This is a genomic window from Anaerostipes rhamnosivorans (assembly GCF_005280655.1).
Taxonomy (GTDB): domain Bacteria; phylum Bacillota; class Clostridia; order Lachnospirales; family Lachnospiraceae; genus Anaerostipes; species Anaerostipes rhamnosivorans.
On the sequence record NZ_CP040058.1, the window covers coordinates 553073 to 565939 of the forward strand.

Consider the following 12867-nt stretch of genomic DNA (forward strand, 5'->3'; position numbering starts at 1 on the left):
AGCCCCTTTTGACTCACATCAACCTACATTTTATATGCCTTCTGATTAGTACAATTCAAAAGAACAACAGCCATCTCCAGCAGACATTACGTCCATTTTCACCAGTTCGGAGGCCTTGCATTCGAAGGGACGTTAGTTTTTCTTCTTGAAGTAAAGACTCGTAGGCGGTGCGCACTGCGCAGTGAGGCTGTCTGAGCGCCAGCGAGTTCCGAACGGGCCGCCGGAGAGGCTTTGCTGAAAGTTAGAAAATCTTACGTCCCTGAGACAGCAAGCCGGAGAACTGGTGAAAATGTCATAGAAATAAGCGAAAAGGGTCAGAAATAATTTGACAAAGAGGATGAAGCTGAATTATAATAATCCAAAAAGCGTGAATGAAGAAAAGTAACATAGATTATCGCTTCCAGTGAACGGGAGACAGTGGAAACCCCGCAGAGTGAATTTATGTGAAGAACACTTCGGAGCTGCAATCTGAACGTCCAAAGGATCAGTAGGTGCGCCGCAGGCTGTGCGTTATTCAGCATACCAGAGAGGCTGCTTTGGCGGCAAAACAGGTGGTACCGCGGACTTTACAGTTGTTCGTCCTGAAATGAACTTTTAGGATGGGCAGCTTTTTTTGTTACATTAATAAAAGAATGAATTATGCAAACGATTTGAAGTAAAAGGAGAAAAAAATGTCAGATATGTACCGCAGCAAAACAATGGATCAGATTTCCGAAGGCGATATCGGGTCCCAGTTAAAGATCGCCGGATGGGTGGAAAACATCCGTGACCACGGCGGAGTGTCATTTATTGATTTAAGAGACATGTACGGTGTGATGCAGGTCGTGTTAAGAGACGGGGATCTTCTGAAAGATGTAAGGAAGGAAGAATGCCTTTCAATTGAAGGAGTCATTGAAGAACGTGATGAGGAAACCTACAACCCTAAGATCCCTACAGGAACCATTGAGCTGGAGGCACACAAGATCAACGTGCTGGGAAAAGTATACACAGACCTGCCGTTTGAGGTGTCAAGTTCCAAGGAAATCCGTGAGGATGTCCGCCTAAAATACCGTTATTTAGATCTAAGAAACCGCAAAGTAAAAGATAATATCAAGTTCCGGTCGGAAGTCATCAGCTTTCTGAGAAAAAAGATGGACGATCTTGGATTTATGGAAATCCAGACACCAATTCTCTGTGCATCCTCTCCGGAAGGCGCAAGGGATTATATCGTGCCTTCCAGAAAATATAAGGGCCAGTTTTATGCACTGCCTCAGGCACCGCAGCAGTATAAGCAGCTCCTGATGGTGTCCGGCATTGACAAATACTATCAAGTGGCACCTTGCTTCAGGGATGAGGATGCCCGTGCTGACCGTTCTCCGGGAGAGTTCTACCAGCTGGATTTTGAGATGAGCTTTGCGACCCAGGAAGATGTATTTAAGATTGGTGAGGAAGTTTTAGCTGAGACATTTAAGAAGTTTGCGCCGGAAGGTTCTAGCGTAACAGAGACACCGTTTCCAGTGATCAGCTACGAGCAGGCGATGCTGGAATTCGGTACAGACAAACCGGACCTGAGAAATCCACTGCGAATTGTGGACGTAACAGACTTTTTCCAGAGATGTACCTTCAAACCGTTCCACGACAAGACTGTGAGAGCAATCAAGGTCCATGCAAACCTGTCTAAGGGATTCCATGAAAAGCTTCTGAAGTTTGCCCAGTCTATCGGTATGGCAGGTCTTGGATACCTGGAAGTAAAAGAGGACATGACCTATAAAGGGCCGATCGATAAATTTATCCCGGATGACATGAAGAAAGAGCTGGCTGACACTGCAGCACTTGAGGCCGGAGATGTGATCTTCTTTATCGCAGCCAGTGAAAAGCTCGCATGCCAGTTTGCAGGACAGATCAGGGATGAGCTTGCGGCACGTCTGGATCTCTGCGAAAAAGACGCATACCGCTTCTGTTATATCAACGACTTCCCGATGTACGAGAAGGATGAGGAGACAGGCCAGACTGCCTTCACCCACAATCCATTCTCCATGCCGCAGGGAGGTTTAGAGGCATTGAATGAAAAGGATCCTCTGGATATCCTGGCTTACCAGTATGATATCGTGTGCAACGGAGTGGAACTGTCCTCCGGAGCCGTGAGAAATCATGATCTGGACGTTATGGTCAAAGCATTTGAGATCGCAGGATATAATGAGGAGACACTGAAAGAAAAGTTTGGGGCTCTCTATAATGCGTTCCAGTTCGGGGCACCTCCTCATGCAGGAATGGCACCTGGAATTGACCGGATGCTCATGCTTTTAAGAAATGAAGAAAATATCCGTGAAGTCATCGCCTTCCCGATGAGCGGAACTGCACAGGATCTTATGTGCGGGGCTCCGGGAGAAGTGTCAGAGCTTCAGCTTCGTGAGACACATATTAAAGTCAGAGATTAAGTGTGGTATTTTCCACATGGTTTCCGTTCGGCTTTTAGAATGCCTCACACCAAACATATAAAAAATCTAGAAAGAGTAACGAGTAAAGCCGTACATTCAGAAATGAATGTGCGGCTTTCTGCATATAAATGGTAAATGAATAAGCAATTTACGGGAGGAAGCCTTTTTGGGAACTCTTCTTCAGATCATATTCATCAACCTGGTAGTGTCCTTTGACAATATCGGAGTCATTGCCCTTGCCACCAGGGGGCTTTCAGAACACCGTGCAAAGGCTGCCAGGAATCTGGGAGTCTGGCTTTCAATTTTACTCAAAATGATCTTTACGGGGATCATTGGTTTTTTATTTCGTATTCCATGGCTGCATATCCGGATCATTGGCGGAGCCATGCTGTTATATGTGACTTACACAATGCTTAAAAACAGCCCGGAACCTGGCCAGGCAGAATATAAACAAAATGAAAAGGATAATTTTTGGATGGCCATTGTATCTATTGTGGCAGCCGACGTGAGCATGAGTTTTGACAATGTCCTGGCAATCCTGGGAATCGTCTCAAAAGACGGCACTGCCATGGGGATAAACGACCTGCTGCTGATCTTTGCAGGCCTTGCCCTGTGTGTACCTGTACTCCTCTGGTTCAGCGGAACAATCGCCGGATGGATGGAAGAATTCCCAATTCTCAATGACATCTGTGCGGGATACCTCGTGTACACTGGCGTGCGGATGATGATGGAGGATGAGTTTGTCTCTCTGTTCCTGCAGGAGATCAACTTTTCCATTGCAGGTCCGTGTGCCGCACTGGCCGGAATCCTTGTGGCATGTTTCAAAATATTTTCCGAAGAGAAAGAGTTTACCTATCACTGCGGAAAAATATTGATCGTCTGCATGACTGCTCTGGCCGCCTATGCGGTCATGGATCTGGCCGTTCTCTCTTATCTGAGCACAGACCCCTCACCAAAAGGGATTGAGCTGAGTCTGGAGGCACTGTACGGATTCGTGCCAAAGGGAGTCAATGCAGTCCATCTGACCTCCATGTCATCGGGTATCCTGGAACTGTGTGTCGCTGTCTATGCCGCGGATGTCATGAAAAGATTTGAGCACAGGCCCTTTTTAACAAAGTTCTTCCAGACAGAGCGGACACTGCTGCGTCTGCTTGCCTTTGAGACATTGATCTATGCGGCGGGGCTTACGTTAAATTTCGGTTTGGGAAAACTGAACCCATGGGTGTTTCTAAGCGGCTTTATTTTTGAGCTTTTGCAGCTCAGTGTTTACGCAGCTGTGTTCTGTATGTTCTGTTCCCGCTGCAAAAACAAAGCATTGGGACTGGGACTGAGTTTCTTGTTCCTGTTACTGGAAGCCGTTATCTCCTCGGTTTTGATGCTGGATGAGACCAGTATCCTGGCGGGTATGTTTCCGAATTATTACCTGGAAAACCTGGAGGCCCATATGAATGACCTGATCTTTGTCATGCGGGGGATCTTTATGTCGGCACTTTATATCATGCCTGCCCTGTGGATCGGTTCCGGCAGGGTGAGAAGGTGATAACACACAAAGTTGGCATGGTTTTTGCTCTATAAATTATATTATGGAACAGTGTATCAGAGGGAAATTGTACCACAGTGTCTTCCTTGAGTTTATGTATTGAATTCGGTACAATATAGGAAAATACAGATACAAATGAGGAGTGCAGAGGGAGAAGGATATGAATCGGAAGGAGAAGATTTTTCAGTATCTGTCAAATTTCGGGCAGGTGCAGACAGACAGCGGCAAAAGCCCGGAAACGGATTCTGGTTTTCTGGCGGCACAGCTCGGGCTGGACCGGAGCAATGTGAGCAGAGACTTAAATGAGCTGGAGAGAGAGGGAAGGGTCATAAAACTGCAGGGCAGGCCGGTGAAATTTGCTGCCAGCGAATTTTACCGGGAGCCCGTGATCCAAAAACAGAAAAAAGCAGAGTTTCAGTTTATGATCGGGGAAAAGGGTTCGTTGAAAACTCAGATCGAACAGGGGAAATCCGCAGTGCTCTATCCACCCAATGGACTTCACACTTTGCTGGCAGGGCCTACAGGAACGGGAAAGACAACATTTGCGGAAAAGCTGTTCCAATATGCGAAAGCCATGAAAGTGATGAAGGATAATGCTGGATTCATCGTGTTTAACTGTGCGGAATATGCCCAGAACCAGGAGCTGATCCTTTCACAGCTGTTCGGGCATAGGAAGGGTGCTTTCACAGGGGCGGACAAGGACAAACCGGGATTGGTGGAAAAAGCAGACGGAGGGATCTTATTTTTGGACGAGATTCATCGTCTGCCTCCGTATGGACAGGAAATGCTGTTTCTCCTGATGGACAAGGGGTGTTACAGAAGGCTTGGGGAGACCGAAGAATTGAGAAAGGCCAGTGTTTTGATCATCGGCGCCACCACGGAAAATTTGAATACCACTCTGCTGAAAACATTTTTGAGGAGAATGCCGGTAGTGATCCACCTGCCAGCCTTGGAGCAGAGGCCTCTCATTGAGCGGCTACGCCTGATTGAGGAGTTCTTTTCCGCAGAACAAAAAAAGATCGGTGCCCCTATCCAGGTGTACAAAGATGTGGTCATTGCGCTTCTTTTATACGCCTGTCCCGGAAATATCGGACAGCTGTCGGCGGATATCCAGCTTTTGTGCGCAAGGGCATTTCTGGAGTATAAAGTGGAACAGAAGGATGTGGTGGAGATCAACTTTGAGATCCTTCCGCCGTATATTCAGAACGGACGGCTGGAATCGCCCAAACGGAAAAGCGACCTGATCGAGTTTCTTCAGTATTCGGAAGATTACCATATGTTTATCCATGACCAAGAGGATAACGGTGGAAGCGGAGAGAATCTGTATATTGAGATATCGGAGAAATACGAAAAATTTCTGGACCAGGGAAGGTCAGGCGGGGAGATCAGCAATCTGATTGAAGACGATTTGGAGCAGTATATGAATCATCTTCTGAAGAAATATAATTTGAAGAAAGACCATTATGAGAAGAAGAATCTGCTGAAGATTATTGACGCCAAAGTCTACTATGCAGTGGAGGATATCCTTCAGTTTGCGGAGATCAAGCTGGGAAGAAAGATGCCAGAGAGGATCAAAGTGGGAATCGCCATGCATGTGAATGCCATGACGGAGAGGATCTCCAAAGGTATGGTTTTGAAGGAGAAGGAACTCCATGACATTGTCTTAAACCACCCCCAGGAATTCCAGACCGCAAAGGTGATGCTCCGTCTGTTGGAGGAAGAGCTGTCGATTCAGGTGCCAAAACAGGAGATCGGATATTTTACTATGTTTTTGTGCGCCATGGATGAGGAGACAATTTACCCAAAGATAGCAGTCATTGTCATGACACATGGGGAAAGCACCGCCAGCAGCATGGCGGAGGTAGCAAACAAGCTTTTAAATACCGATCACTGCAGAGCGGTGGATATGCCTCTGGATGTTCCAGCAGAAGAGGCATTGGAAAAGGCAGTTGCCCTGGCTGAGGAGATCGACGAAGGCAAGGGGGTGCTGGTGCTTGCTGACATGGGGTCGCTTCTGATGTTTTCAGAGATGATCGAGAAGAGGACCGGCATCCCGGTGAAATCTGTCCCCATGGTTTCTACAATCATGGTCATTGAGGCGGTGAGAAAGGCCATGCTCAGGGGAGCCGATCTGGAGAAGCTTGCAAAGGAGCTTAAACAGATCGGGAAAGTGTTCGACAGGCAGAGAGAGGGGAAACAAAAAATACATACGATCATTGTCACCTGTTTTACCGGGCAGGGTACTGCGCTGAAACTGGCTGAGATCATCCGAGATATGATCCCTGCGGAAAAGCAGGGACAGTTCCGGATCCGGTGTATGGATTTTGAAGGTTCAGAAGCTGCTCTGAAGGCATCGGAGACAGAGGAACTGCCCTCTGCGGATGCCGTGGTGGGGACTGTGGATCTGAAACTGCCCGGAGTGCCATTTATTTCTGTGGACAGATTTGTCATGGGAGACGGCATCAGCCAGCTGAATGAGATCATACAGGGCGGATCCGAAGTTCTTGAGGCGGAACCTGCCCAAGAGCCGGCTATGGATGAAAAACTGCTGGCTGGTACGCTGGACCAGCTTTTGTACTTTTTGAATCCGAAAAAAATGGCGGCACAGGCTATGGAGGCACTCAGGGAGGCAGCGAAAGATCTGCATGTGGAGATAGATAAGGAGCTGACGGTAAGGTATGTCATTCATCTGTGCTGTATGCTGGAGCGTCTGATTCAGGAAGAGGTGCTGCCGAACAAGGATACGGAGCGTTTAAGGAGAGAATATGGACAGATGTTCAGGGCAATAGAGAGAAGTCTTAGTCCGCTTGCGGACTGTTTGCATTTGAAAATTCCAGAGTCAGAGACTGCATATTTGGTTGAAATGCTCTTAGAAGAATTTTAGTCTATATGAAGTACATAATTTTAGAAAAGATTCGGTATTTCTAGAAAATGACACGGTATTCTTAGTGCCAATCAAATGGCTGGATTATTCAAAAGAGATGAAAAAACAATAAAAAAACATATTAATAATGTATTTCTAAAGGGGAAAAGTTGAGAAAGAGAACAACACGCAAAAAGTGCGCGAAGATGGAACATTGTTTAACGAAGGACAGAAATTGTTTGATGACCATACACTTATTGCACTTACAATTATGATTGCAGAATCAAATCCGGAGGAAAAAGATATGATGATAAGTGTAATTGTAAATTGTATAACATAATAAAAATTAAAGAAGGGTCGGGACATTCTATTATGGAATGTCCTGTTTTTTTATGTCATAGGAAATTCCTACGGAACCTCCTATGACATAAAAACCCTCCGCGAGGATGCACACGAAATGCGTAAGAAAATCAAAGACAATGTAGAAAAACTTTCCTTAACACACTAAGTTGGCATGGTTCTTGCTTTATATATAAGTGAGAAACACAAAACGGAGGTGAAAGTATGATAGGAGTGTTGCTTGTGACCCATGGGGAGTTCAGTGAGGCTATTATTCACAGCATGGAGCTGGTATTCGGAAGACAGGAGAAACTGGAGGCTCTGACTTTGAATCATGGGGACGATGTGAAGGAATTGACAAGACAGGTTAAGGAAACGGCAGAGAAATTAAATGACGGAGACGGTGTCATCGTTTTGGTGGATCTGTTCGGGGGAAGTCCCTGCAATGTGACCGCCTCCTGCCTGAAACAGGAGGGAATTGAGTGTGTCACAGGGCTGAATCTGCCCATGCTGATATCGGTGCTGGAAGGCAGGGACGGAAGTAAACTGTCGGAGCTTCCCAATCTGGCGATGGAAGCGGGAATGCACGGTATCGTCAACGTAAAGCAGATGATCGGCTGAGTGAAAGGAGTGGGAAAGCTATGAATTATATCCGTATAGATGAAAGGCTGATCCATGGACAAGTATTGCTGAAATGGCTGAAAAAGACAGGATGCCGGAAGCTGTTGATCGTAGACCAGTCTGTGGCGGACGACCCGGTCATCCAGAGTGTCTTAAAGATGTCAGTGCCGGACACCGTAAGAGCAGAATTTTTAACAGTTGAGGAAGGAAAAGAGGCGATAGAAAGGGAGAAAGAAGATGTCCTGATCCTGCTCAGAAAATTGTCTGCGGCGGAAACCCTGGTGAAGAGCGGCATCTCTGCCGGGTCCATCAACATCGGCCGGCTTCCTTACAGCAAGGGAAAGGAAAAGATTTGTGATAATGTATATGTTTCAGAAGAGGAAAAGGAGGAGATGAAAAGACTGTTGACACGGGGGATCAGAATCTTTGTCCAGATGGTTCCCGACAGCGGGGCGGTAAACCTGACGGAGGCAGAAATAGAAAGAGGGGACTGAAATGACAGAGTTCATGCTTTTGACACATGGAGACTGGGGAACTTCACTGCTGGAATCGGCCAGGATGATCGTTGGAAATATCCATGGAGTTCATATATTCCCTCTCTATCCGGAAGATGCCCTGGCCGATTACACAGAAAAGATCAGGGATGTCCTGGATAAAGAAGACGGACGTCAGATCCTTATGATCTCTGATCTGAACGGGGGAACCACATCCAATGTGGCAGCAGTGTTTAGCAGAACATATGAAAATGTATCGGCGGTATGCGGGCTTGGAATGGAAATGATGATCGCGGCGTCAGAGCTTAGAGAAGAGCTGGAAGGCAAGGAACTTGCAAAAGCCGTTCTATCGTGGACTGCGGAAAAGAACAGGGATTTAGAGTGTGATTGAAGAATAAGGAGGAGATTAGCATGGCGAATATTTCATTGATCAGGATCGACAGCCGGTTGATTCATGGACAGGTCATCACCAAATGGGTGAAGATCGCGAAGGCAAACCGCATCATCATCATAGACGATGAACTGGCACAGGATGATTTTATGGCAAGTATTTACACGGCATCGGCACCGAAAGGGATTTCTGTGGAGATCATCAGCGTGGACGATGCGTTAAAAACATGGGGAGAGGACCAGATGGGAAAAGGAGAGCTGTTGATCCTGTTTAAGGATGCACAGTCCTGCCACAGAATGTATAAGGGAGGGCTTCCCATGAAAAAGCTTCAGATCGGAGGTCTTCCCAGCGCATCCGGAAGGAAAACGATTCTGAGGGCCGTATCCATGGATCAGGAGGATTTTGAAAAACTGAAAGAGATCAGTGATTCGGGGTCAGAAGTGTACATCCATATCATACCCGAAGAACCGAGGATGGATTTTGAGAAGATTGAAAAGAAGATGAAAGAATAGGAGGTTTACCATGGTATTAGCATTAGCGGTAATAGCGGGACTCTGGTATTGGATCGGCCAGAGCAAGATCGGATATACCTTTCATGCAGTTATCTGCCAGCCCATTGTGATGGCACTGCCGTTTGGGATCATTGCGGGAGATGTGACGACTGCGTTAAAGATCGGAGCCAGCGTGGAAATGGTCTATATCGGAATGGTGGCGGCAGGAGCCAATATCCCGGCAGACGAATGTCTGGCAGGGGTCATAGCCGTACCCATTGCACTGATCAACGGCATTGATCCGTCTACAGCGGTGACTCTGGCAGTGCCGTTTGGTCTGCTGGGAGTATTCCAGGACCAGATCAGGAGAACGATACAGGCGGCCTTTGCCCACAGGGCGGATAAATATGCGCTGGAGGCAGACACAAAGGGGATTGAGCGGTGCACCATACTTTATCCGATGCTGCTCGGGTTTGTGTTGAGATTTCCGCCGGTGTTCGCGGCGATTTACCTCGGTTCCGATGCAGTCCAGAAGCTTTTAGATGCCATCCCTGAGTGGCTGACCCACGGTCTGGCCGTGACCGGCGGTGTGCTGCCCGCCCTTGGATTTGCGATCACGATCTTCATCATAGGAAAAAATATTTATATACCGTTTTTTATTGTCGGCTTTTTCCTTGTACAGTATCTGAAGATCAATGTAATGGCAGCGGCCATTTTTGGTACCTGTCTGGCACTGTTGATCACCTTCCTGCGCAGGGAAGCTGTGAAAGAAATGAATGGAGGTGAGTGATGATGGAACAGGAAAAGAAAGCGGCAGCAGAAGAAAATGAAGAACTGCTGACCAAAAAAGATATCAATAAAAGCTTTAACCGGTGGTATGTCAGCGCCGAGGTATCCAATTCTTATGAGCGTATGCAGGCGGTTTCCTTCTGCTACAGCATGATCCCATGTCTGAAAAAGCTTTATACCAAAAAAGAGGATCTTAGTGAAGCTCTGACCAGGCATCTGAACTTTTTTAACTCCCAGGGAACATGGAGCACACCAATCCACGGGATCACTATCTCCATGGAAGAAGAGATGGCCAAGACCGGAAATGTTTCCGGCTCTGCGATCACAGGGATCAAAACAGGCCTGATGGGCCCGTTGGCGGGGATTGGAGATACCATTGACTGGGGAACGTTAAAAACGATCATCTACGGAATCGCGGTCACATTCGGAATGACCGGAAGTGTCCTCGGGGCAGTGATTCCGTTTGCATTTACGATCCTTACCTATTTTATCGCAAAAGGTTTGTGGAATCTTGGGTATAAGATCGGAAAAGAATCCGTCAAATCCATTTTAAATGCAGGATGGATCAAAGATCTAATCTCAGGAACGAGCATCCTTGGTTTATTTATGATGGGAGCACTGAGCGCACAGTATGTCTCGCTGAGCACACCGGTCAGCTTTAAGGTGGCGGGCTCAAAGATTGCGATCCAGACCATACTGGACAGCATCGCACCTGGGCTGTTACCTCTGGGAATCGTGTTCGGGATCTATTTTGTGCTGAAAAATAAAACGCAGAAATATGGATTGATCTCCATATGCATTGTAGCTGTATGTATCATCGGTTCTCTGACAGGACTGTTTTAAGAAAGGAAAGAGGTGGCATTTTGATCATTTCAATGGGTGAATTATTAAAGAAAGCAAAAAAAGAAGGCTATGGGGTGGCGGCTCCAAATGTGTTTGACAGCCTGAGTGTAAAAGCATGTTTTGAGACGGCAGACAAGTTAAAGGCTCCGGTGATCCTGGACTGTGCGGGGCTTCCATTTCTGGAAGAGGTGGCAGATCTTGCAAGATTTTACGAAAGAAAATATTCCAATGTGCCGGCGGCTTTGAATCTGGACCATGGGGGACCATATGAGGAAATCGTCTGTGCCATTAAGTTTGGTTTCAGTTCCGTCATGATTGACCGCTCCACACTTCCCTATGAGGAAAACGCAAGTGAGGTAAAGGAAGTCGTCAAGATGGCCCACGCAGCGGGGGTTTCCGTGGAGGCAGAGCTGGGCCATGTGGGTCAGGGGTTTGAATATGAGTCCACCAGAGACGGCGGGCTGACAGATCCGAAAGAAGCCATGGACTTTGTGAAAGAGACGGGGATCGACTGTCTGGCAGTGGCGGTGGGAACTTCCCACGGGGCATATAAAGGAGAACCTCATCTGGAGTTTGAGCTTCTGAAGGAGCTTCACGAAACAATTCCGGTTCCCCTGGTGCTTCACGGAGGCTCCGGCACAGGGGACGACAACTTAAAAAAAGCAGTGGAAACGGGGATCCAGAAGGTGAATCTATTTACAGACCTCTGTACCGCTGGGGTGCAGAGTATGTGCGGGTACCTGGGAATCGACTGGAGCTGCATGGCAGAAGGGAAAGGTAGTACGGAGCTTGCCAATATGAAAGCAAATATGTGTGACGCCGGATTAGCAGCTAAAGAAGGGTATGCCCGGGCACTGGAACACTATATGAAGCTGTTTGGCGGAGAAGGACAGGCTTAGAGGAGGAATAGATGCAGAACTTCAGGTTTATGAGTCCCACAGATTTTATTTTTGGAAAAGACACGGAACTTCAGGTGGGGACGGAGATTCAGAAATATGGGAAAAAAGTCCTGTTCCATTATGGGGGAGGACACATTAAGAAAAATGGATTATATGACAGGATCATAACTTCCATGGACGATAGCGGAATTGAATACATAGAATTGGGAGGTGTCAAGGCAAACCCGGATGTGGGACTGGTCAGAGAGGGAATAGAAATCTGCAGGGAAGAACAGGTTGATTTTATTTTGGCAGCAGGGGGAGGAAGTGTGATCGACTCAGCAAAGGCAATCGCCATGGGAGTTTCTTATGAGAGAGATGTGTGGGATTTCTTTGAAGGAGAAGCGGAAATCCCGGAGGCCCTTCCAGTGGGAGTGATCCTGACCATTCCTGCCACAGGAAGTGAGGCCAGTAATACAACAGTCGTCACAAACTCAGCGGAGGGACATTTAAAAAGAGCTGTATCCAGCGATCTGCTGAAACCGGTTTTTTCAATTATGAATCCTGAACTGACCTATTCTCTTCCGGCCTATCAGACAGCGGCAGGAGGAGTGGATATCATGTCCCATGTGCTGGAGCGGTATTTTACATTAGAGCCGGACTGTGGATTTACGGACCGTCTTTGTGAGGCAACACTCCGGACCGTGATCCAGTGTCTGCCGAACGTACTGAAAAACCCTAATGATTATGCGGCGAGAGCGGAGCTTATGTGGACAGGGACAATTGCCCACAATGGAATTCTCGGAGTGGGCAGAATCGAGGACTGGGGCAGCCATATGCTCGGCCATGAGATCAGCGCCCTTTATGATCTGACACACGGTGCTACTCTGTCCATTATCATACCGCAGTGGATGGAATATGTGTATCAAACGGATCTCACTCGGTTTGTAAAGTACGCCGTCAACGTGTGGCAGGTGGAAGAAGATTTTTATCACCCGGAACGGACAGCGCTTGAAGGTATGAAAAGAACAAAAGAATATTTCCGCTCTGTAGGAATGCCGGTGTCGCTTTCGGAGGCGGGCATCGGGGCAGAAGGGATTGAAGAGATGGCAGAAAAATGTACAAAGTACGGAGCTGTCGGTGGGTTTATGAAACTAGAAAAGGAAGATTGTATGACGATCTACAAAAATGCAAGATAGGA

Annotated in this window: 11 protein-coding genes and 1 other annotated feature; all 11 genes read left to right on the forward strand. The window is 47.2% G+C overall.

Features of this window, described 5'->3' with window-relative positions; translation table 11 throughout:
• Positions 1 to 359: 359 nt before the first annotated feature.
• Positions 360 to 587: a binding site (T-box leader), on the forward strand.
• 84 nt (positions 588 to 671) lie between these two features.
• The 11 genes from aspS (at position 672) to AR1Y2_RS02835 (ending at position 12865) form a co-directional block, all read left to right on the forward strand.
• The gene (gene aspS, locus AR1Y2_RS02780; RefSeq protein ID WP_137327595.1) at positions 672 to 2417 is read left to right on the forward strand and encodes an aspartate--tRNA ligase; all 1746 of its coding nucleotides are present in this window, start codon (positions 672 to 674) and stop codon (positions 2415 to 2417) included.
• 166 nt (positions 2418 to 2583) lie between these two features.
• Entirely contained in the window at positions 2584 to 3957 is a 1374-nt protein-coding gene (locus tag AR1Y2_RS02785; RefSeq protein ID WP_137327596.1) for a YjbE family putative metal transport protein, read from the forward strand.
• Positions 3958 to 4117: 160 nt separating this feature from the next.
• Positions 4118 to 6841, forward strand: coding sequence for a sigma 54-interacting transcriptional regulator (locus AR1Y2_RS02790; RefSeq protein ID WP_137327597.1), 2724 nt, complete (start codon positions 4118 to 4120; stop codon positions 6839 to 6841).
• A 543-nt stretch (positions 6842 to 7384) separates the two neighbouring features.
• Complete coding sequence (locus tag AR1Y2_RS02800; RefSeq protein WP_137327598.1) at positions 7385 to 7780, forward strand: PTS sugar transporter subunit IIA; 396 nt, start codon at positions 7385 to 7387, stop codon at positions 7778 to 7780.
• 20 nt (positions 7781 to 7800) lie between these two features.
• Positions 7801 to 8274, forward strand: coding sequence for a PTS sugar transporter subunit IIB (locus tag AR1Y2_RS02805; protein WP_137327599.1), 474 nt, complete (start codon positions 7801 to 7803; stop codon positions 8272 to 8274).
• A 1-nt stretch (position 8275) separates the two neighbouring features.
• Positions 8276 to 8665 carry a PTS sugar transporter subunit IIA gene (locus tag AR1Y2_RS02810; RefSeq protein WP_137327600.1) on the forward strand — a complete coding sequence of 130 codons (390 nt, stop codon included), beginning with the start codon at positions 8276 to 8278 and terminating at the stop codon, positions 8663 to 8665.
• Between the two features lie 20 nt (positions 8666 to 8685).
• A complete protein-coding gene (locus AR1Y2_RS02815; RefSeq protein ID WP_137327601.1) occupies positions 8686 to 9177 on the forward strand; it encodes a PTS sugar transporter subunit IIB in 492 nt (163 codons plus the stop codon).
• Positions 9178 to 9187: 10 nt separating this feature from the next.
• Positions 9188 to 9946, forward strand: a complete 759-nt coding sequence (locus AR1Y2_RS02820) for a PTS mannose/fructose/sorbose/N-acetylgalactosamine transporter subunit IIC (RefSeq protein WP_137327602.1) — start codon at positions 9188 to 9190, stop codon at positions 9944 to 9946.
• Complete coding sequence (locus AR1Y2_RS02825; protein ID WP_137327603.1) at positions 9946 to 10788, forward strand: PTS system mannose/fructose/sorbose family transporter subunit IID; 843 nt, start codon at positions 9946 to 9948, stop codon at positions 10786 to 10788. Before AR1Y2_RS02820 ends, AR1Y2_RS02825 begins: the two co-directional genes overlap by 1 nt.
• Before the next feature lie 20 nt (positions 10789 to 10808).
• Positions 10809 to 11687 (forward strand): class II fructose-bisphosphate aldolase, encoded by an 879-nt coding sequence (locus tag AR1Y2_RS02830; RefSeq protein WP_137327604.1) that lies wholly within the window; start codon positions 10809 to 10811, stop codon positions 11685 to 11687.
• Positions 11688 to 11698: 11 nt separating this feature from the next.
• Complete coding sequence (locus AR1Y2_RS02835; RefSeq protein ID WP_137327605.1) at positions 11699 to 12865, forward strand: iron-containing alcohol dehydrogenase; 1167 nt, start codon at positions 11699 to 11701, stop codon at positions 12863 to 12865.
• Positions 12866 to 12867 lie beyond the last annotated feature (2 nt).